Source organism: Bradyrhizobium sp. TM239, assembly GCF_036247985.1.
GTDB classification, from domain to species: Bacteria; Pseudomonadota; Alphaproteobacteria; order Rhizobiales; family Xanthobacteraceae; genus Bradyrhizobium; species Bradyrhizobium ottawaense.
The window spans coordinates 189,575-214,103 of sequence record NZ_BTIR01000013.1 but is presented as its reverse complement, the minus strand read 5'-3'; the positions used below and the strand labels follow the sequence as shown (position 1 = coordinate 214,103).

The 24,529-nt window shown below is 64.2% G+C and carries 25 protein-coding genes; 18 read left to right on the top strand and 7 right to left on the bottom strand.

Annotated features, from left to right (window positions below; genetic code table 11):
- The first annotated feature begins 93 nt into the window (after positions 1-93).
- Together AABA84_RS23555 and AABA84_RS23550 are read left to right on the top strand one after the other, a co-directional pair.
- Positions 94-1,350: a cytochrome P450 gene (locus tag AABA84_RS23555; RefSeq protein WP_338313349.1), complete on the top strand. Its 1,257-nt coding sequence runs from the start codon at positions 94-96 to the stop codon at positions 1,348-1,350.
- A 93-nt stretch (positions 1,351-1,443) separates the two neighbouring features.
- On the top strand, positions 1,444-1,677 hold the full coding sequence (locus AABA84_RS23550) for a hypothetical protein (RefSeq protein WP_338313347.1): 234 nt from the start codon (positions 1,444-1,446) through the stop codon (positions 1,675-1,677).
- 6 nt (positions 1,678-1,683) lie between these two features.
- On the opposite strand, the gene AABA84_RS23545 is transcribed toward AABA84_RS23550, so the two are convergent.
- A complete protein-coding gene (locus AABA84_RS23545) occupies positions 1,684-2,940 on the bottom strand; it encodes a DUF763 domain-containing protein (RefSeq protein ID WP_338313345.1) in 1,257 nt (418 codons plus the stop codon).
- A gap of 127 nt (positions 2,941-3,067) precedes the next feature.
- Here AABA84_RS23545 and AABA84_RS23540 point away from each other — a divergent pair, with 127 nt between their 5' ends.
- On the top strand, positions 3,068-4,210 hold the full coding sequence (locus AABA84_RS23540; protein WP_338307130.1) for a mechanosensitive ion channel family protein: 1,143 nt from the start codon (positions 3,068-3,070) through the stop codon (positions 4,208-4,210).
- A gap of 12 nt (positions 4,211-4,222) precedes the next feature.
- On the opposite strand, the gene AABA84_RS23535 is transcribed toward AABA84_RS23540, so the two are convergent.
- A complete protein-coding gene (locus AABA84_RS23535; RefSeq protein WP_338313343.1) occupies positions 4,223-5,143 on the bottom strand; it encodes a PepSY domain-containing protein in 921 nt (306 codons plus the stop codon).
- Positions 5,144-5,456: 313 nt separating this feature from the next.
- Positions 5,457-6,437: a tripartite tricarboxylate transporter substrate binding protein gene (locus tag AABA84_RS23530; RefSeq protein WP_338313340.1), complete on the bottom strand. Its 981-nt coding sequence runs from the start codon at positions 6,435-6,437 to the stop codon at positions 5,457-5,459.
- 115 nt (positions 6,438-6,552) lie between these two features.
- Between AABA84_RS23530 and AABA84_RS23525 the strand changes: the two genes are divergently transcribed.
- The 6 genes from AABA84_RS23525 to AABA84_RS23500 are packed head-to-tail and all read left to right on the top strand — an operon-like array spanning position 6,553 to position 11,426.
- Positions 6,553-7,263: a TetR/AcrR family transcriptional regulator gene (locus AABA84_RS23525; RefSeq protein WP_338313338.1), complete on the top strand. Its 711-nt coding sequence runs from the start codon at positions 6,553-6,555 to the stop codon at positions 7,261-7,263.
- A 30-nt stretch (positions 7,264-7,293) separates the two neighbouring features.
- The gene (locus tag AABA84_RS23520; protein ID WP_338313336.1) at positions 7,294-8,178 is read left to right on the top strand and encodes an amidohydrolase family protein; all 885 of its coding nucleotides are present in this window, start codon (positions 7,294-7,296) and stop codon (positions 8,176-8,178) included.
- 51 nt (positions 8,179-8,229) lie between these two features.
- Positions 8,230-8,943, top strand: coding sequence for a PIG-L deacetylase family protein (locus AABA84_RS23515; protein ID WP_338307125.1), 714 nt, complete (start codon positions 8,230-8,232; stop codon positions 8,941-8,943).
- A complete protein-coding gene (locus tag AABA84_RS23510) occupies positions 8,940-9,623 on the top strand; it encodes a 4-carboxy-4-hydroxy-2-oxoadipate aldolase/oxaloacetate decarboxylase (protein WP_212246607.1) in 684 nt (227 codons plus the stop codon). The genes AABA84_RS23515 and AABA84_RS23510 overlap by 4 nt, the downstream gene beginning before the upstream one ends.
- A gap of 19 nt (positions 9,624-9,642) precedes the next feature.
- Entirely contained in the window at positions 9,643-10,512 is an 870-nt protein-coding gene (locus tag AABA84_RS23505) for a hypothetical protein (RefSeq protein WP_338313334.1), read from the top strand.
- A complete protein-coding gene (locus AABA84_RS23500; RefSeq protein WP_445083421.1) occupies positions 10,512-11,426 on the top strand; it encodes a DUF1932 domain-containing protein in 915 nt (304 codons plus the stop codon). The genes AABA84_RS23505 and AABA84_RS23500 overlap by 1 nt, the downstream gene beginning before the upstream one ends.
- Before the next feature lie 16 nt (positions 11,427-11,442).
- Here the strand turns inward: AABA84_RS23500 and AABA84_RS23495 are convergent, their stop codons facing one another.
- Both AABA84_RS23495 and AABA84_RS23490 read right to left on the bottom strand, forming a co-directional pair.
- On the bottom strand, positions 11,443-11,763 hold the full coding sequence (locus AABA84_RS23495; protein WP_338307122.1) for a hypothetical protein: 321 nt from the start codon (positions 11,761-11,763) through the stop codon (positions 11,443-11,445).
- A gap of 210 nt (positions 11,764-11,973) precedes the next feature.
- Positions 11,974-13,215 (bottom strand): amidohydrolase family protein, encoded by a 1,242-nt coding sequence (locus tag AABA84_RS23490; protein ID WP_338313333.1) that lies wholly within the window; start codon positions 13,213-13,215, stop codon positions 11,974-11,976.
- Positions 13,216-13,358: 143 nt separating this feature from the next.
- Here AABA84_RS23490 and AABA84_RS23485 point away from each other — a divergent pair, with 143 nt between their 5' ends.
- Both AABA84_RS23485 and AABA84_RS23480 read left to right on the top strand, forming a co-directional pair.
- Positions 13,359-13,778, top strand: a complete 420-nt coding sequence (locus AABA84_RS23485; protein WP_338307120.1) for a nuclear transport factor 2 family protein — start codon at positions 13,359-13,361, stop codon at positions 13,776-13,778.
- A 159-nt stretch (positions 13,779-13,937) separates the two neighbouring features.
- Positions 13,938-14,846, top strand: a complete 909-nt coding sequence (locus AABA84_RS23480) for an amino acid ABC transporter substrate-binding protein (protein ID WP_338307119.1) — start codon at positions 13,938-13,940, stop codon at positions 14,844-14,846.
- 57 nt (positions 14,847-14,903) lie between these two features.
- Here the strand turns inward: AABA84_RS23480 and AABA84_RS23475 are convergent, their stop codons facing one another.
- Both AABA84_RS23475 and AABA84_RS23470 read right to left on the bottom strand, forming a co-directional pair.
- Positions 14,904-16,115, bottom strand: coding sequence for an acyl-CoA dehydrogenase family protein (locus AABA84_RS23475; RefSeq protein ID WP_338313331.1), 1,212 nt, complete (start codon positions 16,113-16,115; stop codon positions 14,904-14,906).
- 55 nt (positions 16,116-16,170) lie between these two features.
- Positions 16,171-17,796: a long-chain fatty acid--CoA ligase gene (locus tag AABA84_RS23470; RefSeq protein WP_338313329.1), complete on the bottom strand. Its 1,626-nt coding sequence runs from the start codon at positions 17,794-17,796 to the stop codon at positions 16,171-16,173.
- A 176-nt stretch (positions 17,797-17,972) separates the two neighbouring features.
- On the opposite strand from AABA84_RS23470, the gene AABA84_RS23465 reads away from it, so the two are divergent.
- The 7 genes from AABA84_RS23465 to AABA84_RS23435 all read left to right on the top strand — a co-directional run bounded on the left by AABA84_RS23465 (position 17,973) and on the right by AABA84_RS23435 (position 24,404).
- Positions 17,973-19,826: a flavin-containing monooxygenase gene (locus tag AABA84_RS23465; protein ID WP_338313328.1), complete on the top strand. Its 1,854-nt coding sequence runs from the start codon at positions 17,973-17,975 to the stop codon at positions 19,824-19,826.
- A 35-nt stretch (positions 19,827-19,861) separates the two neighbouring features.
- Complete coding sequence (locus AABA84_RS23460; RefSeq protein ID WP_212246593.1) at positions 19,862-20,680, top strand: lytic murein transglycosylase; 819 nt, start codon at positions 19,862-19,864, stop codon at positions 20,678-20,680.
- 143 nt (positions 20,681-20,823) lie between these two features.
- The gene (locus tag AABA84_RS23455) at positions 20,824-21,045 is read left to right on the top strand and encodes a hypothetical protein (protein WP_018319783.1); all 222 of its coding nucleotides are present in this window, start codon (positions 20,824-20,826) and stop codon (positions 21,043-21,045) included.
- Positions 21,046-21,057: 12 nt separating this feature from the next.
- Entirely contained in the window at positions 21,058-21,480 is a 423-nt protein-coding gene (locus AABA84_RS23450) for a hypothetical protein (protein ID WP_212246591.1), read from the top strand.
- A 434-nt stretch (positions 21,481-21,914) separates the two neighbouring features.
- Positions 21,915-22,361, top strand: coding sequence for a MaoC family dehydratase (locus AABA84_RS23445; protein WP_212246589.1), 447 nt, complete (start codon positions 21,915-21,917; stop codon positions 22,359-22,361).
- An 88-nt stretch (positions 22,362-22,449) separates the two neighbouring features.
- Positions 22,450-22,947, top strand: coding sequence for a hypothetical protein (locus AABA84_RS23440; RefSeq protein WP_212246587.1), 498 nt, complete (start codon positions 22,450-22,452; stop codon positions 22,945-22,947).
- 305 nt (positions 22,948-23,252) lie between these two features.
- Positions 23,253-24,404, top strand: a complete 1,152-nt coding sequence (locus AABA84_RS23435; RefSeq protein ID WP_338313327.1) for a helix-turn-helix transcriptional regulator — start codon at positions 23,253-23,255, stop codon at positions 24,402-24,404.
- The last annotated feature ends 125 nt before the right edge of the window (positions 24,405-24,529 follow it).

Below are 24,529 nucleotides of genomic sequence, written 5' to 3'. Positions count from 1 at the left end.
TTTTCCGCGTCAGAGAGGCGCACGTTCCACCCCTTGCGCCGGCGGCGTCATGCACCAAGTGGGCGAGACGCCACCAACCGCTCCGGTGATCCCATGACAGCGCGCCTCGATTTCACCAGCGAGGCCTTCTTTCGCGATCCGCCCAAGGCGATCGCGGCGTTGCGCATGTCCGGTCCTCTCGTCGCGACGCGGTTTCCCCTGGTCGGCGATGTCTGGATCACCACGACCCATGACGCGACGGCACAGGTGCTGAAGGACGGCGCCACCTTCACGCTGCGCAAGGAGGATGGCGACGTCGCGGGTCTGCGCTGGTGGATGCCGAGCTACGTCAGGACCATCGCCAACAACATGCTGACGATGGACGAGCCGGACCACACGAGGCTGCGCAGCATCGTGGACGAGGCCTTTCGCCGCCGTGCCATCGTCGCGATGGAGCCGCGCATCCGTGCCATTGCCGACGGTTTGGCTGACGGGCTGTTCGCGGAGGGACGTCCAGCCGACCTGGTCCAGCGCTACGCGCGCATCCTGCCGCTCGCAGTGATCTCCGAGCTCCTCGGACTGCCTCTGGCCGACCGGCCCAAATTCATCGCCTGGGGCAACGCGATGTCCTCGCTGACGAATGTCGTCAGCTTCTTTCGATTGCTGTGGGCCTTTCGCAAGATGCGGGCCTACCTCGCGCAGCAATTGCAGGCCGCGCGCGTGCAGGGCGGCGAAGGCCTGATCGCCGAACTGGTCCAGGTCGAGCGCGAGGGTGGCCAGATCACGCCGGATGAAATGGTCTCGATGGTGTTTCTGCTGCTCGCAGCCGGCTCCGAGACCACCACGCATCTCATCAGCGGCTCGGCCTATGAGCTGCTCAGGAATCCCGGCCTTCGCGATTGGCTGGAACAGGACTGGAGCCGCGCCGGGCTTGCGGTGGAAGAGTTCTTGCGTTTCGTCTCTCCGGTGCAATTTTCAAAACCGCGCTATGTGCGGAGGGACATCGAGGTCGAAGGCGTGTGTCTGAAGAAGGGTGATCGCGTCATGGTGATGCTCGCCGCCGCCAACATGGACCCGGCGATGCATGATCGTCCCGAGAGCCTCGATCTCGAACGCAAGCCGAACCGTCACCTCTCGTTCGGAACAGGAATCCATTTCTGCCTCGGACATCAGCTCGCACGCATCGAGGCGACTTGCGCGCTCCAGGCCCTGTTTACACGCTGGCCGCGGCTTGGTCTCGCGGTCGAGACCTCGCAGATTCATTGGCGCAAGCGGCCGGGCATTCGCATGATTGCGAAATTACCCGTGATTGCCGATGCCGGCGAACGGCGCCAGGGGAGTTCCGATGCCGAGCGGCGGCTCGCAAGTTAAAGGGAACCGCGATCGCCGTTCTCTCATGCAACTGCGAAACAAACCCGGCGGTGCAGGCGTTGGCCATTGCTGACAACAATGATGGAGCAATCCATGCCCCACGGAGGCAAGATGCATATCGGTTCGGGCGCGCGCGGCAAGGGCGCAGGCAACGGAGCGCTGACGGATATTCCCAAGGACAAGATCGGCGACAACATGATCCTGTCGAACCGCGACAAGGCGCAACATTCCGACATTCGCGGAATGGACAGCAAGTTCATCCAGACCGAGCAATATCAGGACCATTCGGCAAACCGGCTCACGGACGACGAGGAGCCCGAAAATTAAGCGCCGTCAAGAGCCCGTCGACGTCTTCGCCGCGACGAGGTCGCGCTCCCAGCCGAACACGGAGCGGCCGTCGAGATCTGGCGAGGCCGCGCGCTCGCCGGCGATGTAGGCCTCGACCGACGGGCCGTGCGCGGTGCGCTCCAGCCGGCGCGCCTGGTCGTCGAGGCGCTTGATCGCCTGCATCTCTTCGTCACGTCCGAGCCTGGCGCTCTGGATCGCGCCCTTCAGCACGCGGATGGTCTCGTCGTAGACCTTGATCGGGACAGGGTAAGGATGCCGATCCTTGCCGCCATGGGCGAGCGAGAAGCGCGCGGGATCCTTGAAGCGATAGGGCGCGCCGTGCACGACCTCGGCGACCATCGCCAGCGAGCGCACGGTGCGCGCGCCGACACCGGGCGTCAGCAGCAGCTCCGGGAAATCGACCGGGCCGCGTTCGGCGGCTGCGGCGAGGGTGCCGTGCAGGCGCCGTGCGAACACATCCTTCGGCCGGACATCGTGATGCGCGGGCATGATCAAATGCGGCAGCATGGCCTGCGCCGGCTGCTCCGGCGGGGTCCCGGTGAGTCGTTCGAATTCGGTGAGAATCCGATCGGGGCCGAGATCGCTGAGGAGCTCGAGCTGCGCGTTGCGCGAGACATCGGCGCGGTGGTCGGTGAGATTGACGATCTCCCCTTGCTGCGGGCCGTCGATCGCGCTGTGCGGCGCATCGACAAAGCTCTTTAGCGCCTCGGAATGCCAGTGATAACGGCGGGCCTGCCGCTTGTCGCCGTTCATGCCCTGCTGCACCACCGTCCATTTGCCGTCGGCGGTGACGAAGAAGCCGTGGAGATAGAGGTCGAAGCCGTCCTGCACGGCCGCGCTGTCGACCTTCGCCACGAGGCGGCTGGCGCGGGTCAGCTTTGCGCCGTCGAATCCAACACGGTCGCCGAGCTGCATCAACTCGTCCGGCGTCTTGCGCGAATGCTGGCCGCGGCCGCCGCAGACATAAATGCCGAGCTCATCCTGAAGCGGCCCGAGCCCGCGCTTCAGCGCGCCGATCACGGATGTCGTGATGCCGGAGGAGTGCCAGTCCATTCCCATCACGGCGCCGAACGACTGGAACCAGAATGGATGGGACAGCCGCTGGAGGAACGCGTCCCGGCCGTAATGATGCACGATCGCCTGCGTGACGATCGATCCGAGCGAAGCCATGCGGCTCGCGAGCCACGGCGGAACCCGTCCGGTGTGCAAGGGAAGATCGGCGCTGCCGGTACGTCTGGTCATCGTGCTCCAAATTAGCGCAGTTCGGCGACGGTTGCATCTGCGGAATGCTGCATTGCACGAGAGAGGGGAGCGAAGCCGGCCGGGAGGCGTTGAGCGGGCTATGCGAATGCAATGACGGGGACAATCGATGAATTTGCAGGCCCTGATGGCGGACATCGACAGGATGTTCGGCTGGATACCGTCGTGGTTTGTCGGCCTCGGCCTGGTTGTCGGCGCGATCTTGCTGGCGCTGTTCGTCTACCGGCTCGCCGTATGGCTGCTCGCGCGCGCCTTCGGAACCCGCCTTCCGCTTCTGAGCGTGTTCATCGACCGCACCGCCGGCCCGGCCCAGCTGGCGCTTTGCCTGGCGGCCGTCGCATTGGTGCTGCCGCTTGCGCCGCTCGACGACATGATCCGCACGCCGCTGATGCGCCTGTTCGTCGTGGCCGTCATTGCCCTGATCGGCTGGATCTCGATCCGGATCGTGGACATGAGCGCGGCGCGCTATCTGCAGAATTTCCGCGATGTCAGCGAGAATTTCGTCGCGCGCAAGCACGTCACGCAAGTTCGCGTGTTCAAGCGCGTCACCGACACCATCATCGTCGTCATCACGGTGTCCACCGCGCTGATGACGTTCGATTCGGTGAGGCAATACGGCGTCAGCCTGTTCGCCTCCGCCGGCGCAGCCGGCATCATCGTCGGCCTTGCCGCACGGCCGCTGCTCAGCAACCTGATCGCGGGCCTTCAGATCGCGATCACGCAGCCGATCCGCATCGAGGATGCCGTGATCATCGAGAACGAATGGGGTTGGGTGGAGGATATCGCCTCGACCTATGTCGTGATCCGGCTGTGGGACTGGCGCCGCATGGTGGTGCCGCTGTCCTATTTCATCGAGAAGCCGTTCCAGAACTGGACCCGCGACACTGCATCCCTGATCGGCGTCATCGCGCTCCACGTCGACTATCGCGCCGACGTGCCGCGCATCCGGCGTTGGCTGGAGGACGCCGTGAAGCAGTCCAAGCTCTGGGACGGCGCCGTGGTCAATCTCCAGGTGATCGACGCGGACTCGCGGACCATCGAGCTGCGTGCGCTGGTCAGCGCGAGAAACGCGCCGCAGTCGTGGGACCTGCGCTGCGAGATCAGGGAAAAGCTCGTGGCCTTCATCCGCGACGAGATGCCGGAGGCGCTGCCGCGCGAGCGCGCGATCCTGATCCCGTCGGCCGACGATGATGCCGATTTCCTGCAGCCCGTCACGCGGCCGGAGAAGATGCGGGCGAGCGCGCGCAATTGACGCTCCGAGCGATCAGCGGGCGCCGACAACGGCCGCGCCGGCCTGGCGGTCGGAGCGCGGTCGGCGCTTGCGCAATTTGCGTCGGGCCCAGATCAGGAGGCCGGTGGACAGCAGCGCCAACAGTGCGATCGACGTGACGACGTTGAGCGGCGAGGCGATCAGGGCCGACCAGTTTCCTTCATGGATCAGGCGCGGCCAGTTGCGCGGCAGCGGCGTGACCTCCGACGAATTGACAGCATAGGCGCGTAGTTCTCCATCCTCATAGAGACGCGCCATGACGCGGCCTCTGCGCGTGCCGATCGAGATCACGTGCGTGAGGTCATGGGAGGCCGCGACCATGCGTATCGCGTCTGGCAGGGCGAGGGGACGGCCGCTGGCCGGAGCGGCTCCGCTCTGGAACGTCAGGCCGAACGCCATGCACAGGCCCGTCAGCGGGCTCAACAGGACCAGCGGCAGCGCGAACCAGGCCGTGCCCTTGTGCCATCCGGAGAGCGTGTTGCGCAGCCGCGGCAATCCCATGAGGATGCCGAGCAGCATCAGGGTGACCATGGCGATGGTCGAGCTCGTCACCAGCCACGCCTGGCCGAGCAGCCGTTCATGCGTGACGCGCGCCCACCGGAAGAGATCGGTCAGGCCGGAGCTGGCCGCGGCGGGTGCGCCGGTCGCGAGATCGATCGTCGGTGCGCCGGGGCCTTGCAGCGTCATCCGCTGGCTAGCCGCATTGATCGAAAGCCCGCGCGCCTTGTTGTCCGGATCGTACGTCTTCACCAGTTCGACGACGCGCGCGGGATCGATCGCTGGACCGCCGATGCCACTGACTTGCACCAGCGGCTCGAAGGACAGGATCAGGCCGGTGGCGATGATCGCGAACAGGGGAAGCGCAAAGACCAGCGTGATCCAGCGATGGAGTGTCAACAAGAGGGGTCTGTTCATTCTTCGGTCTCCGGCGATCTTAGACACTGGTCGCCTAGCGCAGCCCCGATGACAAATGACGCTTTGTCCACGTTGCCGCGTTGATTTGCAGCAAATGGAATCGAGGCTATCGACGATGCTGCGATCGCCAATCGTTCGCAGGTTTTCGAGAGCCTGCCGCAGCCGCGTCGTGCGTTCTTGCTCGGCGGAGACCTACTCGCGCGTCGCCTTCGTCGCGCCGCGCTGGCGGGCGCACCAGCAAGACTGGATGATTGCGGCCGCCCGCAGGGCGGTGCGGGCGAGGCGTCCAGAGAAGCCCCTCATGCAAGGAGCCTCACTGCGCGCGGATGTTGGCAGCCTTCAGCACCGGCTCCCATTTGGTCGCCTCGGCGTGCATGTAGGCGTCAAACTCCTTGGCGGAGGAGCCCACCGGAGCGGCGCCGATCTTGCCGAGCGTCGACAGCACGTTCGGATCCTGCAGCGCCGCCTTGAGATCGGTTTCGAGCTTCGCCACGATCTCCGGCGGCATTTTTGCCGGACCAAGCACGCCCCACCAGACCGAGACGTCATAGCCGGAGACCCCGGACTCGGCGACGGACGGGACATTCGGCAGCGCCTTGGAGCGTTCGGCCGAGGTCACGGCGAGGGCGCGCACCGGACCGCCTTCGAGCTGGCCGATCGCTTCCGCAAGCGGATTGATGCTGAGCGGGATTTCGCCTGATATCACGGCCGTCAGCGCCGGTGCGCCGCCCTTGTAGGGGATCGCGACAATCCTGGTGCCGGACATGTGTTTCAACAGCTCGCCGGCCAGATGCGCCGAGGTGCCGTTGCCGGACATGCCGTAAGAGAGCTTGTCGGGCTCCTTCTTCGCAGCGGCCAGGAGATCGCCGAGCGTCTTGTAGGGGCTGTCCTTGGCCACGACGATCGCGAGCGGCGAGGAAGCGACCTCGGTGATCGCGGTGAAGTCCTTGAACGTGTCGTAGGGCACGCTCGGATAGATGAACTGGTTGAGCGGATGGCCGCTGGCGACCAGGATCAGCGTGTAGCCGTCGGGTGCGGCCTGCGTCAGCGCCTGCGAGGCAACGATGCCGCCGGCGCCGGGACGGTTGTCGACCACCGGCTGCTGCCCCCAGGTTTTTGCCAGTGCCTGTCCAAGCGTGCGGGCGAGCACGTCGACCGCACCGCCGGCCGCGTAGGGCACGAGGATGTGGACCGGCTTGCTCGGATAATTGTCGGCGGCCGGCGCGGCGCTGCCCGCGAGCAGCAAGCCGGCGCCCAGCATCAATCCGCCGATTGTCTTGTTCAAACCCAGCATTTTCCCAGCACTCCTTGCGGGCGCACGCATCCTTGCATCGGTCGTCGAGCCGTCCGGATGCCGCCCATGGTTTTTGTTGACGAGACCTGATCTTTTGTACGATAGTACAAATCACATGGTACGCAAGCCCACCAGCAAGGAAACGGCCCGCAAGCCGAATATGCGCGAGGCGATCCTCGCCGCGGCCGAAGAGCTGTTCGCCACCAACGGCTTCAATGCCGTGTCGGTGCGCGACATCGCGCAGGCTGCCGGAGCCAATCCAGGTAGCGTCACCTATCACTTCAAGACCAAGGACGGTCTGCTGCTGGAGATTTACCGGCGTCATTGCGGGCCGATGAATTTGCGCCGTTCCGAGCTGCTCGCCGCCGCCAGGCGCGTGCGCGATCTCCAGGATAGGTTGGAGGCGATCGTGCGCGCCTATGTGGTGCCGGCCTTCACCTCGGGCAGCGATCTCGCCGGTGGCGGGGCGCGCTTCACGCGCCTGCGCGCGGTGATGTCGGCCGAGGGCAACGAGGTCGCGCGAAAAATCATCGCGCAGACTTTTGACGACACCAGCCACGCCTTCATCGACGCGATCCACGACAGCTTGCCGCACATTCCGCGCACCGACATCGTCTGGCGCAGCCACTTCCTGCTCGGCGCACTCTATTATTCGCTGGTGACGCCGGACCGCGTCTCGCGCCTGTCGCGCGGCGCGGCCGACGGCAGCGACCCCGCCAATGCCATCGAGCAATTGGTGCAGGCCACCGTTGCCGCATTCCAGGCGCCTCCGCTCGATCATGCCGCGCCGGCGCGGCGGCGGCCGGTCGTCGGCAGCAAGACTTGAAAGAAGCGGTCTCGCTCGGCGGTTGAAGTGATGACGATGACGTACACGCCCACCATTCCGCCGCCCGATCCGAACACGCGCACGCCCAAGTTCAAGCTGCCGAAGCTGTCATGCGACGCGCATTGCCACATCTTCGGGCCCGGCACGAAATACCCCTATGCGCCTGACCGGTCCTACACGCCGCCGGACGCGCCGCTGGAGGATTTCAGGGCGTTGCATGCCAGGCTCGGCGTGGAGCGTGCGGTCATCGTCAATGCCAGCGTCCACGGCACCGACAACAGTGTTGCGCTCGATGCGATCGCGCAGAGCAACGGTGCCTATCGCGCGGTCGCCAATATCGACGACAGCATCACCGAGCGCGAGCTCCGTGTGCTGCACGAGGGCGGCTTCCGTGGCTGCCGCTTCAATTTCGTCCGCCATCTCGGCGGCGTGCCCGACAAGGGCGTGTTCGATCGCGTCATCGCCATGGTCGCGCCGCTCGGCTGGCACATCGACCTGCATTTCGATGCGATCGACCTGCCTGAATATGCCGACATGCTGACCAGGCTGCCGCTGAACTACACCATCGACCATATAGGACGGGTGAAGGCCTCCGAAGGGCTCGACCAGCTCCCGTTCAGGATCCTGATCGAGCTGATGCAGCGCGACGAGAAGTGCTGGGTGAAGATCTGCGGCTCGGAGCGGGTATCCTCCAGCGGCCCTCCGTTTACCGACGCGGTACCGTTCGCGCGAAAGATCGTCGAGACCGCGCCGGATCGCGTCATCTGGGGCACCGACTGGCCGCATCCCAACGTCAAGGTCATGCCGAATGACGGCGACCTCGTCGACCTGATTCCGCTGTTCGCGCCGGAGCCGGAGTTCCAGCAGAAGATCCTGGTCGACAATCCGGCGCGCCTGTTCGAGTTCGACGCATGACAGGCCCATGATCGATTTAACGTCTACAAACGAAAGAGGGGAGTTTCTCCCATGAAGACAGGTCTTGTCGTCACCGCTCATCCCGGCGATTTTGTCTGGCGCGCCGGCGGCGCGATCGCGCTGCATGCGAAGAAGGGTTATCGCATGAAAATCGTCTGCATGTCCTTTGGCGAGCGCGGCGAGAGCCAGTTCGCCTGGAAGGAGAAGGGCGCGACGCTGGAATCGGTCAAGGCCGGCCGCAAGAACGAGGCGGAGCGGGCGGCAAAGCTGCTCGGGGCCGAGATCGAGTTCTTCGATTGCGGCGACTATCCGTTGAAGCTGACCGAAGCGCATTTCGACCGCATGGTCGACATCTACCGCGAGCTCAATCCGAGCTTCGTGCTGACTCACGCGCTGGAAGACCCCTATAATTTCGACCACCCGAACGCGGCGCATTTCGCGCAGGAGACCCGCGTCGTCGCGCAGGCCATGGGTCACAAGCCCGGTGCGCAGTACAAATATTCGGCCCCGCCGGTGTTCCTGTTCGAGCCGCACCAGCCCGAGCAGTGCAATTACAAGCCGGATCTGCTCCTCAAGATCGACGAGGTCTGGAAGGAGAAGTACGAGGCGTTCCAGATCCTCGCCGCGCAAAAGCATCTCTGGGGCTATTACGAGCGGGTCGCGCTCAACCGCGGCATTCAGGGCAGCCGCAACACCGGCGTGCCCATGACTTATGGCGAGGCCTATCAGCGCCTGTTCCCGACGGTTGCGGAGGAACTGGCATGAAGCCGGTCGTCGTTCGTAACATCGAGCGCGCCGATCCCGCCGGCATGGCGGAATACGGCGTCTCGACCGTGCATGAAGCCTATGGGCGCTTCGGCCTGATGAAGCCTTATTTGCGGCCGGTCTGGCCGGGTGCGTCGATTGCGGGGCCCGCCGTCACCGTGCTGGCGCAGCCGGGCGACAACTGGATGATCCACGTCGCGGTCGAGCAGTGCAGGAAAGGCGACATCCTCGTCGTCGGCTGCACGACTGACAATACCGACGGCATGTTCGGCGAATTGCTGGCGACCTCGCTCCAAGCGCGCGGCGTGCAAGGGTTGATCATCGATGCCGGCTGCCGCGACGTCAAAGCGCTGCACGAGATGAGGTTTCCGGTGTGGTCGCGCGCGGTCTCGGCCAAGGGCACGGTCAAGGCGACGCTCGGCTCGGTCAACGTCCCGGTGGTCTGCGCCGGCGTCAATGTCGATCCCGGCGACATCGTCGTCGCCGATGACGACGGCGTCGTCGTGGTGCCGAAGCGCTATGCGGCTGAAGTGGCCGAGAAGGCGAAGAAGCGCAACGCGGATGAAGGCGGCAAGCGCCAGCGCCTTGCCTCGGGCGAGCTGGGCCTCGACATGTACGGCATGCGCGAGGCGCTGGCGAAGGCCGGGCTCGTCTATGTCGACAATCCCGAGGACGTCTGAAACGAACCGGAGCGGGTGGATGGATCGTCTCAAGCTGAAGGCCGTGCTTGGCAATCACCCCCATGTCCAGGCGGTGAAGAGGGGTGAGCTCCGTTCCGACCTCTTCCACCTCGACTTCATCGAATACACGCCGACCAACACCGCGTTCAAGCCGATGGTGCGCGAACAGGCCTTCGACGTCTGCGAGATGGCGATCGTCACCTATCTGATGGCGAAAGCGCACGGCAAGCCGCTGGCGCTGCTGCCGGCGACCATGCTTGGCCGCTTCCAGCATTCCTATGCGCTCTATGATCCGGCGCGGGGAACGCTCGGGCCGTCGGATCTCGAAGGCAAGCGTGTTGGCATCCGCTCGTTTACGACGACGACCGGCGCCTGGATCAGGGGCATCCTCGCCAACGATTACGGCGTCAATCTCGACAAGATCCGCTGGATCACCTTCGAGGATCCGCACGTGGCCGAATATGTCGACACCACCGAGCGCGCCCCGAGGGACAAGAAGATCCTGCAGATGCTGCTCGACGGTGAGCTCGACGCCGTCCTGGGCGAGACCTCTGACAATCCCAAGCTGAAGCCTCTATTCCCTGATCCCGCTGCCGAAGCTGCCAGATGGTACGTCCGGCGGGGCGTTGTGCCGGTCAATCATCTGGTGGTCGTGACCGAGCAGCTCGCGAAATCGCGCCCGGACGTGGTCACAGGCATCTATGATCTGCTCAAGCGGAACAAGGAACAGATGGGCCCTGCGACAGTGCCCGACCTTGTCCCGTTCGGGATCGAGGCCAACCGGAAGCCGCTGGAGCTGATCGTCGACTACGCATTCCAGCAGGCGCTGATCCCGCGCCGCTATGCGGTCGAGGAGCTGTTCGACACCACGACACGAGGATTGAACTGATGGTGGATCCGAAACGATGGCAGATCGGGCTGGTCGGCTACGGCGAAGTCGGCAAGATCTTGGCCGAGGATTTGCGCCAGCAGGACATCAAGGTCTCAGCCTATGACATCAAGCTCGGGGGCGAGCACAGCGCGCCGCTGAAGGAGCATGCGGCGAAACACGGTGTGACGCTGGCAGCATCTCATGCTGAGCTGACGGCGAAGTCGGACTTCGTCATCTCCGCCGTCACCGCGAGCCAGGCGGTGCCTGTCGCAGAGGCCTGCGCCGCTGCGATCAACCAGGGCACCTGGTTCCTCGATTTCAATTCGGCCTCACCCGGCGCCAAGCAGCGCGCCGCTGCGCTGATCGACGGCGCTGCGGGTTGCTATGTCGAGGGCGCGGTGATGACCTCGGTGCCGCCGTACCGCATCAAGGTGCCGCTGCTGCTCGGCGGCCCCGGCGCGAGAGAGTTGGAGCCGCTGCTGAATATTATCGGCTTTGCCGCGAAGGTCGCGAGCGACAAGCTCGGCGTGTCCTCCGCGGTGAAGATGTGCCGCAGCATCATGATCAAGGGCCTGGAGGCCATGGTCATCGAGAGTTTTACGACCGCGCGCGCCTACGGCGTCGAGGATGCGGTGCTGGCCTCGCTCGCGGAGACGTTCCCCGGGATCAACTGGGAAAAGCAGGGCGCCTATTTCTTCCAGCGCGTGATCGAGCACGGCCGCCGGCGTGCCGAGGAAGTGCGTGAGGTCGCGGAGACCGTGCGTGAGGCGGGGCTGACGCCGTGGTCCGCGCAGGGCACAGCCGAGCGGCAGGCCTGGGTGGCCGATCTCGCCGATGAAGGGCTGTTCGGAACGAAGGGCACGAAGGAGTTCGCCCGCAGTGCCGATTGGCGTACCGAGGCAGATCGAATCCTGGCGAAGGTCAAGCGCTGACGCCGAACACGCGCGTTCAGCTCAAGACCCTGTGGCCGTCGTGACAGTTCGAGATTTCGTCGCGGGCGAGCTCGATCAGGTCGACCAGGCGCTTGGCCTCGCGGACGACCTGCTCCTTGGCGGGCGCGGTGCGGAACTCGGAGAGAATCATGCGGATGCACTTGTCGGCGGTATCGAGCGTCCAGAGCGCGCGGGTCATGTCGTCCTGCGTGTGGATCGCCGAGATATCGAGGCTAGATAGGACTTCGCCGATTCCATTCAGTCGCTTGACGGCCGTTTCCGCCGGCGTGCTGGCCCGAATGGAGCGATAATCCATGCTACTGAATGCGCTGAACATATACATACTTCCCCACTGAACACAGATCGTCCAGTGCGCCCCCTTAGTATGATCCGGACGGCCTGTTGTGCAATGCGAACAGCTACGGTCCGGGATTCTACCGGACTTGGATCTGGGGACGGATCGGCCGTGAAATCGGAACGGAATGGTCCGATAAATCATCGGCTTTTCCCCGACGATTTTACCGTTGGAACCCCGACTGGCAACGCGTCAGCTCCCGGGCCGGAACAGTGCAGGCCGCTGCCGCACAAACGTCTGACGGCCATCCTTGAAGCCCATCATGACGTCGGGCAGCTCGGCGATGGCGAAGCGGTTGTCCTGCGTGTCGAGCACGATGAGATCGGCGGGATTGCCGACCTTGATGCCGTAATCGTCCAAGTTCATCAGCCGCGCCGGCAGCTCGGTCACGAGATCGAGGCAGGTGTCGAAATCCCCGACCGAGGCGTGTGCGACATTGGCGTAGAAGTTCGCCATCCGCAGCAATGAGGCGTCGCCAAACGGCGTGAAGGGATTGAGGACGTTGTTGGTCGCGACCGAGCAAACCACGCCGTCGCCCGCGAGCTTGTGGGCGAGGGTCAGGCCGCGCGGAGCGTTGTGGGTGGCTTCGCGCCCCATGAGATAGAGATCGGTCGCTGGCAGCACGGTGACGGCGACGCCGGCTCTTGCCAGTTGTGCGGTGGCAGCCTTCATCCGTTCGGGTGGCAACGCCGAGAGCTTTGTCGCATGGCCGATCGCGACGCGTCCGTGATAGTTGCGCCGCTCGGTCTGGCGGCAGACCTCGTCGAGATGCCACCAGGAGGGATCGAGATCGAAGTCGAGATGGAGGTCGACGTCGACGTCGAACTCCTGGGCGAGATCGAAGATGCGCTCGAGATGCGCGGTCGGATCGGTGTCGGTATAGGGACAGCCGCCGATCGTCTCGCCGCCGTCGCGCAGCGCCTGGACCAGCAGCTCCTCAGCCCCGGGATCGTTGGTCAGGCCTTCCTGCGGGAAGACGCAGAGCGATAGGTCGAGCGCCCAGGCGTAGTCGCGCTTCAGCGCCTTCACCGCCTCGAAGCTGCGCAGGCCGATCCGCGGATCAATTTCCACATGCGTACGCATGCGCGTCGTGCCGTGCACGATCGCGCGTTCGAGCACCTTGGCGCCGCGGGCGTAGACGTCATCGACGGTGAAGTCGCGTTTCATCGCCGATACGGCTCGGATGGCGTCACTGAGACTGCCGTGATCGTGGCCGCAGCGGTCGAGCAGGCAGGCCTTGTCGAGGTGGATGTGGGTGTCGACGAAGCCGGGCAGGGCGAGGTGCCCGCCGATATCGACCTCGACCGCTTCGCAGGCGAGCTTTGGCTCGATCGCGGCGATCCGGCCGCCTTTCACGCCGACGTCGACGGGCGCGGCAGATGATCGCAATAATGCGTTACGGAAGACCAGGTCGAAGGCGGGCTGGGTGATCATGGCTCTTGCGGACGGAATTTAGAGCAATCAACCGGGATCGGCGGCTCCAGATTGTCGGCAGTGTAGCGAGGCAAATGTTCAAAATATATGCATGGATTCCGTGACCGTGGCGGTAGTATTCCGCGAACCGGGGAGAGCCTGGCATGTCCGTTGCCGCCAGAGCCGAAACTGCTCATTTGTCCGACGCCGCGATCGTGGAGGCCTATCTCACGGCATCGATGATTCCCGATCCCGACGCTGCGGCCGCCTATATGGCGCCGGGCACCGTGATCACCTTCACCGGCGGGCGCGAGTTCGATCATCCGCGCGGCCCGACCGGCTTCAACGCCAAGCGCTACCGCTGGGTCAAGAAGAAGATGGACCGGTTCGACGTCTGCCCCGGCGACGGCGAGACCGTGGTTTACAGCGTCGGCACGCTCTACGGCGAATGGAAGGATGGGACCCCGTTCGAGGGCAACCGTTACGTCGACCGCTTCGTGGTGCGCAATGGCAAGATCACCAAGATGGACGTCTGGAACGACAGCGCCGAGCGCATCCTGGTCCAGCACGGCATCGACTCGTAAGGGCCGTCTCGCCACGCGTGGAGGCGAACGGCCGCTCGTCATATCGAAAGCTGCGATAGCTGATAGGCGCTAGCCTGTCTGGCGGCTGGCGCGCCCCTGCGCTATCAAGTTCCGCGATTGCGCCCGGCATGGAGGCGCGAGCCCCTCTAGGAGCAGCCGATGCGTCTACCCACCGTTATCCTGGCCCTGACCTGTCTTGCAGGCGCAGCTTCAGCCGAAGACCTGTCGGGCACGCTCCAGAAGGTCAAGGAGACCAAGAAGATCACCCTAGGCTATCAGGAGGCCTCGGTCCCGTTCAGCTATCTGGACGGCGACCAGAAGCCGGTCGGTTTTGCCATGGAGATCTGCCTGAGGATCGTCGATGCCGTGAAGAAACAGCTGGGCATGCCCGACATCGCCGTCGACACGCTCGCGGTGACCTCGTCGAACCGGATCCCGCTGATGGTCAACGGCACGCTCGACCTGCACTGCTCGGCGACCACCAACAACGCCGATCGCCAGAAGCAGGTCGCCTTCACCAACACGCATTTCCTCAGTGCGACCCGATTTGCAGCCAAGAAGGCCACGAAGATCAACACCATCGACGATCTCAAGGGCAAGGCGGTCACGGCCGTGGCCGGCTCGGTCAACCTGACGCAGCTCGCCAAGGTCAATACGGAACGCAATCTCGGCATCAGCCTGATGCCGGCGAAGGACCAGGCCGAGGCCTTCCTGCTCTTGGAAACCGACCGCGCCCAGGCCTACGCACTCGACGACGTGCAACTCGCGGTCGCGATCGCGCGCTCGAAGGAGCCGCAAGCCTTCATGATCAGCGAGGAGGCGTTCTCCAAGCCGGAGCCCTACGGCATCATGCTGCGGCGGGAGGATGCGCCGTTCAAGGCGCTCGCCGACCGTGCGACTGCGGAGCTCTATGCAAGCCCGGAAATCGAGGTGCTCTACAAGAAATGGCTGCAGTCCCCGACGCCGCCGAACGGCCTCAACTACAACGTCCCGATGTCGCCCGCCCTGCGCAACGCCTTCAAGAAGCCGAGCTGGAGCGCAGATCCTGATGTGTATGTGGTGAACTGAGGCGGGGGGCCCAGGCGCGCGGGGAAACGCCGCGCGCGCTCTCGGCGAACACGTCGTCTACGCGTTCGAATATTTCTTCAGCTCGAACCGCGCGATCTGGTTCCGGTGCACCTCGTCCGGGCCATCGGCAAGCCGCAGCAAGCGCGCGGTGGCGTAGGCCTGGGTCAGCCCGAAATCGTTCGAGGTGCCGCCGCCGCCATGGGCCTGGATCGCCCAGTCGATGACCTGGCAGGCCATGTTGGGCACGGCGACCTTGATCATCGCGATCTCGGCTTTCGCCACCTTGTTGCCGACCGTGTCCATCGCGTAGGCCGCATTCAGCGTCAGCAGCCGGGCCTGCTCGATCATGATGCGGGATTCTGCGATGCGCTCCTGCGTCACGGTCTGCTCCGAGACCGGCTTGCCGAAGGCGACGCGGCTGCGCACCCGGCGGCACATCTTCTCCAGCGTACGTTCGGCAAGGCCAATCAGCCGCATGCAATGGTGGATGCGGCCCGGGCCGAGGCGGCCCTGCGCGATCTCGAAGCCCCGGCCTTCGCCGAGCAGCATGTTCTCCTTGGGTACCCGCACATTGGTGAAGACGACTTCGGAGGCCCGGTCGGGCACGCCGTAGAAGCCGAACACGGGCAGGGGGCGCTTCACCTCGATGCCCGGCGTGTCCATCGGCACCAGGATCATCGATTGCTGCTTGTGGCGGTCGGGATTGTCAGGGTCGGTCTTGCCCATGAAGATGCAGATCTTGCAGCGCGGGTCGGTCGCGTTGGTTGTGTACCATTTGCGGCCGTTGATGACGTAGTGGTCGCCGTCGCGCAGGATCGAGCTTTCGATGTTGGTCGCATCGGATGAGGCGACCGCAGGCTCGGTCATGGCGAAGCAGGAACGGATCTCGCCTGCGAGCAGCGGCTTCAGCCAGCGCTCCTTGTCCTTCTCCGAACCGTAACGCTCCAGCACCTCCATGTTGCCGGTGTCGGGCGCCGAGCAGTTGAACACTTCCGGCGCCAGATGCGAGCGGCCCATCACCTCGCAGAGCGGGGCGTATTCGAGGTTGGTCAGGCCTGCGCCATGGCCGGACTCCGGCAGGAACAGATTCCAGAGGCCTTCCGCACGCGCCAGCGGCTTCAGCTCCTCGACGACGGGATAGACCTTCCAGGGTCCCAGCTCTTCCGCCTCGCGATAGAAGCGTTCCTCGTTCGGGTAGATGTGCCGGTCCATGAAGCTCTCGAGCTTGCGCTTGAGCTCGACGACTTTTGGCGACATCGGGTAAAGCATCTCTGGTCTCCTTGATCGATCGGCGGCGCCGGCTTCGGCGCGATCGAGCGTCGCTTCAAGCGACGCGGTAGTCCCTGAACTTCTCGCGCAGCGTGGATTTGAGCACCTTGCCCGTGCCGGTCATCGGGAATTCGTCGAGGAATTCGACGGCGTCCGGCATCCACCAGCTCGCGATCTTCGGGCGCATGTGGTCGAGCAGCGTCTTGCCGTCGACGGTCGCGCCTTTCTTGCGGACGACGAGGAGGAGGGGACGCTCCTGCCATTTCTCATGGTTGATCGCGACCACAGCGGCCTGAAGCACATCGGGATGCGACAAGGCAACGTCCTCGAGCTGGATCGAGGAGATCCACTCGCCGCCGGACTTGATCACGTCCTTGGAGCGGTCGGTGAGCGTGACGTGGCCCTGTGGGTCGATCACGGCCATGTCGCCGGTGATCAGCCAGCCGTCGCGGTCGAGACCTTCCTCCAACTTCATGTAGCCGGAGGCGACCCAGGGGCCACGGGCGCGCAAATGGCCGACGGACTTGCCGTCGCGTGGCAGCTCGACGCCGGCATCGTCGACGATGCGCAAGCTCGTGCCGAAGCAGGCACGGCCCGACACTTGCCGCCGGTCGAGCTTCTCCTTGTCGCTGAGATGCTCCGAGCCGGGCCTTAAGCCCGGCATCGAGCAGCCCAGTGCCTCGGTCATGCCCCAAGCCTGGATGTAGTCGATATTGTAGTCGCGCTTGAGCTTCTCGACCATCGCGCGCGGCGGCGCCGAGCCCGACGACAACGTTGCCCGCAGCGTGGAGAACTTGTTGCCGGTGCGCCTCAGCCAGTCGAGCAGGATCAGCCAGAAGCTCGGCACGCCCGCCGACAGCGTCACCTTCTCGCCTTCGAGCAATTCATAGAGCTTGTCGGGCTCGTAATTGCGGCCGGGCAGCACCAGCTTGGAGCCGGTATAGGGCGCGGTGAACGGCATGTTCCAGCCATTGCCGTGGAAGAGCGGCGCCATCGGCATCATCACCTCGCGCACGCCTTCGACATGTCCCGGCAGGAAGTCGAAATTGCAGCAGGTCATGGTCTGCAGGATCGCGGCGCGGTGCGAATAGATCACGCCCTTCGGATTGCCGGTCGTGCCCGAGGTGTAGCAGATGGTGGAGGCGGATTTTTCGTCGAACTCCGGCCAGGTGAAGCCGGCGTCGTTCTCCTTGTCGAGAAGCTCCTCGTAGCAATGCACGTTGGCGAGCTTGGTCTCGGGCATCCGCTCGCGCGACGACATCACGACATAGGCTTCGATCGTCTTGAGCTGCGGCGCGATCGCCTCGACGATCGGCAACGTGGCGCGGTCGATGAACAGCAGGCGGTCTTCGGCGTGGTTGATGATGTAGACGAGCTGTTCGGGAAACAGCCGCGGGTTGATGGTATGCAGCACATAGCCCATCCCCGGCGCGGCATAGAACATCTCGAAATGACGATGCGTATTCCAGGCCAGCGTGCCGACGCGATCGCCTTGCTTCATGCCGAGCCGCTTCAGCGCCAGCGCCATGCGCTTGATGCGCGGATGGGCGTCCGCGTAGGTGTAGCGATGAATGTCGCCCTCGATCTCGCGCGCGACGATCTCGGCTTCACCGTGATAGTCCGCGGCATACTGGATCAGGCCGCTGATCAGAAGCGGCATGTCCATCATCAATCCCTGCATGGTCTCCTCCACGGCCACGTCGTTGCGTGGCGTTGCCCTTGTGATTTGCGCTTGAGGTTAGCGGAACGTCACGCGGCGTTCACGCAAAAAACATTGGACGCGATTGCATGCGTCACTTTTTCGGGGCTAACTGATCCGAGCTGCCGGCGAAGCAGCGTTCTCCGTGGAGGAAATGCATGTCAGCGGAAAGACACAAGACCGGTGCAGCCGGCGAACCTACGGTCGATATTGCAGCCCTCCGCGCGCGCTATCGCGATGAGCGCGACCGCCGTTTGCGTGCCGAGGGCAAGGCCCAGTATGTCGAGGTAACAGGGGAATTCGGCCGCTACCTCGATGACCCCTGGGCCGATCCCGGATTTGCGCGCACACCTGTCAGTGAAGAGACTGAAGTGCTCGTCGTCGGTGGCGGCTTTGGCGGGCTTCTCTGTGCCGCGCGTCTGCGCGAGGCCGGCATCGATGATTTCCGTATCGTGGAAAGGGCTGCGGACTTCGGCGGCACCTGGTACTGGAATCGCTATCCCGGCGCGGCCTGCGATACCGAGAGCTACATCTACCTGCCGCTGCTGGAAGAGACCGGCTACATGCCGGTGCGCAAATACGCGCGGGCGCCGGAGATCTACGAGCACTCCCGCCGGATCGGCCGCCATTTCGGCCTCTACGATCGCGCGCTGTTTCAGACCGTCATCTCGCGGATGGCATGGCAGGAGCAGGAGGCGCGTTGGCTGGTAGAGACCGATCGGGGCGATCGCATCCGTGCACGCTTCGTCATTCTCGCCGGAGGTCCGCTCAGCCGACCGAAGCTGCCGGGCATTCCCGGCATCGAGACCTTCAAGGGCCACAGCTTCCATACCAGTCGATGGGACTATGGCTACACCGGTGGCAATGCGGATGGCGGTCTGACCGGACTTGCCGACAAGCGCGTCGGAATCATCGGCACCGGCGCCACCGCCGTGCAATGCGTGCCGCATCTCGGCCGCTCGGCGAAGGAGCTCTATGTCTTCCAGCGCACGCCGTCCGCGATCGGCGTGCGCGACGACCGGCCGACGGATCGTGACTGGGCGCAGAGCCTCGCGCCCGGCTGGCAGCGCGAGCGCATGGACAATTTCACCGCCGTGATATCAGGCGAGCCGGTCGAACGGGACCTGGTGCAGGACGGCTGGACCGGCCTGCTCGGCGAGATCCTGCTGGCGCCGCGTCGTCAACCGCAGCCGGTGACCTCGATGGAAGAGGCGCTGAAGGTCATCGAGCAGGCCGACTATCGCAAGATGGAGGAGATCCGCGCCCGCGTCGACGCGGTCGTCGGGGACAAGGCGACCGCGGACGCGCTCAAGCCCTGGTACAAGGCGTTCTGCAAACGGCCCTGCTTCCACGACGAATATCTCGATATCTTCAATCGTCCCAACGTGCATCTCGTCGACACCAAAGGGCAGGGTGTCGATCGCATTACCGCGAACGCCGTCGTGGCTGACGGCAAGGCTTACGAGCTCGACTGCCTGATCTACGCCAGCGGCTTCGAGGTCGGTACCGATTACGCCCGCCGCATGGGCTTTGAGGTCCATGGCCGCGACGGCATGAGCCTGACCGAGCGCTGGCAGGGCGGCGTCAAGACGATGCATGGCTTCTACAGCCGCGGCTTCCCGAACTGCTTCCTGATCGTCACGGTGCAGGCCGGCCAAAGCGCCAACTTCCCGCACATCATCGACGAGCAGTCGCAGCACATCGCCTATGTGATCGCAGAAGTGCGCAAGCGCAAAGCCCGAACGCTGGAGCCGACGCTCGCCGCCGAGAACGCCTGGGTCGACGAGGTCGTCAAGGCCGCGCTCGGCCGCCAGACCTATCTCGCCGAATGCACGCCCGGTTATTACAACAACGAGGGCGTGTTCGATCCGATCGCGGCGAGAAACAGCCAATATTGGCGCGGGCCGGTGGCGTTCCTGCGGCTGCTCGACAAATGGCGGAAGGAAGGCAATCTGGAAGGCCTCGAACTGTCCTATGATCAGGCCATGGAGTCGGCGCCTTCCACCGGGTAAGGTTGCGCCGATCGGTACAGGACGGGAGATTGGGTATGATCAGGGGCAGGGCTGTTGCGGGAGCGGTTGTTGGCGCAATGGCGCTGCTCGGATGTCTGGCGCCCGCCGCCGAGGCTGCGCAATGCGGCAGCTCGCCGGCGGGGTTCGAGGCCTGGAAGCGTGAGTTCAGTGCGGAGGCACAGGGCAAGGGCATCGGCCAGACTGCGCTCTCGGCGCTGATGCAGACCAACTACGCCAGCGCCACCATCGCGGCCGACCGCGGCCAGCGCAGCTTTTCACTGACGCTCGACCAGTTCCTCGCCAAGCGCGGCGCCACTACCATCGTCGCCAAGGGGCGCCAGCTCAAGCAGTCGCAGGCCGCCTTGTTCGCCTCGATCCAGCAGCGCTATGGCGTCCCGCCCGGCCCGCTGCTCGCGATCTGGGGCATGGAGACCGGTTTCGGCAGCCAGCGCGGCAACCAGAACATGCTGTCGTCGATCGCAACCCTTGCCTATGACTGCCGCCGCCCCGAATTCTTCACCGACCAGCTCTACGCCGCCCTGAAGCTGGTCGACCGCGGCACGCTGTCGGGAGCGACCCGCGGCTCCATGCATGGCGAGGTCGGCCAGACCCAGTTCATGCCGAAGAACATCCTGGCCTATGGCACCGGCAATCTCGAAGTTGCCGCCAATGCACTGAACTCGACGGCGAATTTCCTCAAAGCCCATGGCTGGCGTGCGGGAGCCGGATACCAGCCGGGCGAGCCGAATTTCGTCGCCATCGAAGCCTGGAACGCCGCGGGCGTCTATCAGAAGGCGATCGCGCTGATGGGCCGGCAGATCGACGAGGGCGGCGGGGCGGCGGCCTCGCGCTGACGAAAACCCGTCCACTTCGCTCGAAAAAGGGCTCCTGCTCAGCAAGGCGTGATGCGCCGGCACGAGAAAGTTGTTGCCATCAGGAACCGACGGCACGAGGTTTGCTTTGATCAAATTCAGGGCTGGGCATGAGGAGACTCAACATGGCAACCCAGATCGTGATGGACCAGACTGGCGATACGCGCCACGAGTTTGATCCTGGCAATGCCGAAGCGCTGGCGCGAGCCGAACGGCGCTTTCGGGAGCTGACCGGGGCCGGCTTCACCGCCGCCCTTCGCAACGGACCCGGCGAAGTCACGCGTATCAGATCGTTCGACCCGACCGCGCAGGAAACCCTGTTCTATCCCCGCCTGGTCGGCGGTTGATCTGAGCTGCTCATGATTGCGGCGGTTTGGCTCCGCGGGCCGGCGCGTGCGCGTCTGCATGCGCTGCGTGAACTGTATCGGCGCTTCTTCGGCGAGAACACGCCGGATGCCCGTGGCCGCCGGCTGCTCTTCGAATGGCTCTCGTCCGCACAACGCGCGCAATTCGAAGAGCACCGGTATTTCGACGTCATCGGCTGCGATACCGGCAAGACCTATCGCATTCACTACGGCACTGCCGCCAATGTTCACGAAATCGACGGTGAAGGCCGGGCGATGATGGGGTGGTGTTTCGTCCCGTCAGGCTTCCTGGTGCCGGGCGATGTCATGCTGGCGCAGAAGATCGCGCTCGAGACGGACGAAAAAGGCGCGCTCGCGCTCGCCAACCGGTTTCCGCCGGCAACGCATTCGGAGCACTTCTACCGGCGGCCTTTTTAGCGGCCGAAACGGCGAAGCGGTCAGTGGTCAATAATGTGTGGTGCGGTAGGCATCCAACGCGTGCGCCGCGAAGACACCGGCGCTGCAAAGGGCGAGCAGGCCCGAGATCAGCTCGATCATAGCTCGTCCTCCCGTAGCGAATTGGCGACGAGGTTGCGGCAGCAGGAATAGTCGTAGATCAGGTCGAGGAGGAATTGCATGGTGGCCGTCCCTGTATTTATTTTGACAACGACTTAAACGGCCATCTGTTTCAGCGGTGTTTCGTCGCCTTGGGAAAGGGGTTTCGCGGGGAACCCTCGGGGCTGGTTTGTGCGCTGCGGTCCCGCCGTTGCTGAGCCCTTTGGCCGCCTCTTCGGGGGCGGCGCACGACATTGCCAGGCAAACTCATGGCCAGGCCAAATCATGGCCCGGCAAAATCATGGTGAGGCAAAATCATGGCGCCCGTCGAATGGTTCGACGATCTCGCGATCGGAATGCGGTTTAGATCCCCCGAGGTCGAGGTCACCGAGGCCGACATCAAGCGCTTCGCGGCCGAGTTCGATCCGCAGCCGATGCATCTCGACCACGAGGCGGCCAAGGCGACCCTGTTCAAGGGCCTTGCGGCATCGGGATGGCACACCGCGGCGATTGCCATGAACCTCGCGATCCAGACCCGCCCGTTCGGCCCGCATCCGCTGATCGGCGCCGGCGTCGACGGCCTGCGCTGGACGATGCCGGTGCGACCCAATGACCGCCTGCATCTGGTCGGGGAGGTCATGAGCCTGACGCCCTCGAAGTCGAAGCCGCAGGGCATCGCGCTGGTGAAATGGACCATGTTCAACCAGAGCGGCGAGGAGGTTTACACCTTCACCCCCATCGCGATCGTGCCGCGCCGGGGATAGGCACAGGCGCCGTTCCGCCCCGGGTAAGCCCTTGCGGCCCTCCCGCGGAGGTGGTCATCTCGGCCCGGGGAACGCGCTGGAGGCTGACATGAAACGATTCCTTCTTGCCGCTTTGCTGACCGCGGGCGCCTTAAGCGCCGGGCCGGCGTTTGCGCAACAATCCAAGGTCGGCGACTGGACCATCGAAAAGCGCACGAAGGACACGCATTGCAATGCGAGCCGTGGCTACAAGGACAAGGATGACGAGAACCGCGACTACGTCATCGTGATCACCTATTCCGAGAAGGCGATCGTGATCGTCATGATCTACGATGGCTGGGAATGGGAGAAGGTCGGCGAGATCCTTCGGGCCGATGTCGGCACGGATGATGCGGACATCATGAAGAAGGCGAAGTGGGAGGTCATGGACAAGACCACCGTGCGCGGCATCTTCGAGTACGACCAGTCGATGATGGACCGCCTGTCGAAGGCCAGGCGCCTGACGCTCGATTTCGAGGACGATGACGACGACAGCATCGAGATGCAGATACCGCGTGCGGGCGAAGCGCTGGCGGCGTTGAAGTTCTGCGAGGAAAATCGGAAATAGGTTGCCCGCTGCCGGCTGTGAAGCCGGCGGGATGTCGGCGATGAGGTGGGTGGCAGCGAACCGGCGCGTGACTCATCGCACACAGTCCGCGCGCTGTTCGCATTTATCCTAGTCTTTGGCGAAACAGTCCAAGCCGCACCCTGCGGTTGACGTTACGCAAGCACGATGTTCGATATTCCAGCATCTGGCTGCAACGTTTTTTCCTTGTCGAAGGCGGCGATTGACCGGCCCGTCTTCTCCGTCAGTTCCCGGATCGCGAGCTCTCCGTCTCGGACGAGCCGCACGCAGATGGCCTCGTCCGTCCGATGACGACCCATCAGGCAAATCGGTTCTCGTCCCTCATCGGCGAGATCTACGACGCGGCGGTTGATCCCGCGTTGCGCAGCGGCGCGTTGGAACAGGTTTCGCAGTTCGTCGGTGGTTGCGCCGCGATGATCCTGTCCAGGGATTCAGCGCGGCTTTCGATCGAGATTCACCAGCATTTTGGAACCGACGCCCGCTTTCGTCAGCTCTATCGCGACCGGTATGTGGAGCTCGACCCTCTGCTCGACCGTCATCTCACCCTCGCGCCCGAACAGACGATCGGCGTGACCGACATCATGTCCCATGCGGATTTTCTCGAGACGAGCTTCCATCGCGAGTGGGTGGAACCTCAGGGGGCGATAGATCTTGCGACGGTCGCGCTCGAGAAGACGGCCGCGCGCACCACGATCCTGCAGGTGTTGCGCCATCGCTCCCGCGGAACCGTCGACGAGGCGATGCGCGAACGAATGCGGCTGCTCGCTCCGCACATCCATCGGTCGCAGATCATGGGCCGGCAGATCAGGGCACGCTCCCACACGGTGGACGACCTCGCCGACGTCCTCGACGGATTGAACACGGCGATCTGCCTGCTCGACGCGGACGGCCGGGTCGTCCATGCCAATGCGGCATGCCGCCAGTTGTTCGCCGATGCCAATCTGCTTGCGATGGTCGGCGACCGGATCGTGGCCCGCAACACCCAGACCGACAAAATATTCCGCGGCCTTTGCGAATTCGATGAAAGCACACATTCCGCCGCTCGTCGTCAGATCGAACTTGCGACGTCGGCCGATGGGCAGCATTATCTGCTCCATGCCTTTCCGCTGAAGCGGGATCGCAGCCTGCCGCGGGACATTGCAGCCACGATGCTCTTCGTTCAAAGAGCTTCCATGCTGCCGTTGCTCGCGGCCGATGCGATCGCAGCAGCCTTCAGACTGACGCCGTCCGAACTGCGCGTGCTCATGGCAATTATCGAGATCGGCGGTGTTCCCGACATCGCCGCAAAGCTCGGCATCGCCGAGACGACGGTGAAGACGCATCTCGGCCGCCTGTTCGAGAAGACGGGTGCCGGCAGGCAGGCCGATCTGGTGAAGATCGCCGCCGGCTTTGCCGTGCCGTTCGCGCGGCGAACGAACGGCGATGACGGCGCCGCGTGATTCATTTCACATGCCTTGATGTGACGTGCTGCGCTTTCAATCCATTGTGATGATTTGAGTTCGCGGGTCATCCGAATGCAGGACGCGAGTCATTCGAGACTTTCGTATATCGCGCTTCTCATAAT

Bases quoted from the DNA above. Each gene is read 5' to 3' on its own strand.
- AABA84_RS23455 (WP_018319783.1), top strand. From the start codon at position 20,824: ATGGCAACCCAGATCGTGATGGACCAGACTGGCGATACGCGCCACGAG.
- AABA84_RS23435 (WP_338313327.1), top strand. From the start codon at position 23,253: ATGACGACCCATCAGGCAAATCGGTTCTCGTCCCTCATCGGCGAGATC.
- AABA84_RS23465 (WP_338313328.1), top strand. From the start codon at position 17,973: ATGTCAGCGGAAAGACACAAGACCGGTGCAGCCGGCGAACCTACGGTC.
- AABA84_RS23460 (WP_212246593.1), top strand. From the start codon at position 19,862: ATGATCAGGGGCAGGGCTGTTGCGGGAGCGGTTGTTGGCGCAATGGCG.
- AABA84_RS23450 (WP_212246591.1), top strand. From the start codon at position 21,058: ATGATTGCGGCGGTTTGGCTCCGCGGGCCGGCGCGTGCGCGTCTGCAT.
- AABA84_RS23550 (WP_338313347.1), top strand. From the start codon at position 1,444: ATGCCCCACGGAGGCAAGATGCATATCGGTTCGGGCGCGCGCGGCAAG.
- AABA84_RS23440 (WP_212246587.1), top strand. From the start codon at position 22,450: ATGAAACGATTCCTTCTTGCCGCTTTGCTGACCGCGGGCGCCTTAAGC.
- AABA84_RS23500 (WP_445083421.1), top strand. From the start codon at position 10,512: ATGGTGGATCCGAAACGATGGCAGATCGGGCTGGTCGGCTACGGCGAA.
- AABA84_RS23555 (WP_338313349.1), top strand. From the start codon at position 94: ATGACAGCGCGCCTCGATTTCACCAGCGAGGCCTTCTTTCGCGATCCG.
- AABA84_RS23480 (WP_338307119.1), top strand. From the start codon at position 13,938: ATGCGTCTACCCACCGTTATCCTGGCCCTGACCTGTCTTGCAGGCGCA.
- AABA84_RS23540 (WP_338307130.1), top strand. From the start codon at position 3,068: ATGAATTTGCAGGCCCTGATGGCGGACATCGACAGGATGTTCGGCTGG.
- AABA84_RS23535 (WP_338313343.1), bottom strand. From the start codon at position 5,143: ATGAACAGACCCCTCTTGTTGACACTCCATCGCTGGATCACGCTGGTC.
- AABA84_RS23520 (WP_338313336.1), top strand. From the start codon at position 7,294: ATGACGATGACGTACACGCCCACCATTCCGCCGCCCGATCCGAACACG.
- AABA84_RS23445 (WP_212246589.1), top strand. From the start codon at position 21,915: ATGGCGCCCGTCGAATGGTTCGACGATCTCGCGATCGGAATGCGGTTT.
- AABA84_RS23475 (WP_338313331.1), bottom strand. From the start codon at position 16,115: ATGCTTTACCCGATGTCGCCAAAAGTCGTCGAGCTCAAGCGCAAGCTC.
- AABA84_RS23490 (WP_338313333.1), bottom strand. From the start codon at position 13,215: ATGATCACCCAGCCCGCCTTCGACCTGGTCTTCCGTAACGCATTATTG.
- AABA84_RS23485 (WP_338307120.1), top strand. From the start codon at position 13,359: ATGTCCGTTGCCGCCAGAGCCGAAACTGCTCATTTGTCCGACGCCGCG.
- AABA84_RS23545 (WP_338313345.1), bottom strand. From the start codon at position 2,940: ATGACCAGACGTACCGGCAGCGCCGATCTTCCCTTGCACACCGGACGG.
- AABA84_RS23515 (WP_338307125.1), top strand. From the start codon at position 8,230: ATGAAGACAGGTCTTGTCGTCACCGCTCATCCCGGCGATTTTGTCTGG.
- AABA84_RS23525 (WP_338313338.1), top strand. From the start codon at position 6,553: ATGGTACGCAAGCCCACCAGCAAGGAAACGGCCCGCAAGCCGAATATG.
- AABA84_RS23505 (WP_338313334.1), top strand. From the start codon at position 9,643: ATGGATCGTCTCAAGCTGAAGGCCGTGCTTGGCAATCACCCCCATGTC.
- AABA84_RS23510 (WP_212246607.1), top strand. From the start codon at position 8,940: ATGAAGCCGGTCGTCGTTCGTAACATCGAGCGCGCCGATCCCGCCGGC.
- AABA84_RS23530 (WP_338313340.1), bottom strand. From the start codon at position 6,437: ATGCTGGGTTTGAACAAGACAATCGGCGGATTGATGCTGGGCGCCGGC.
- AABA84_RS23495 (WP_338307122.1), bottom strand. From the start codon at position 11,763: ATGTTCAGCGCATTCAGTAGCATGGATTATCGCTCCATTCGGGCCAGC.
- AABA84_RS23470 (WP_338313329.1), bottom strand. From the start codon at position 17,796: ATGCAGGGATTGATGATGGACATGCCGCTTCTGATCAGCGGCCTGATC.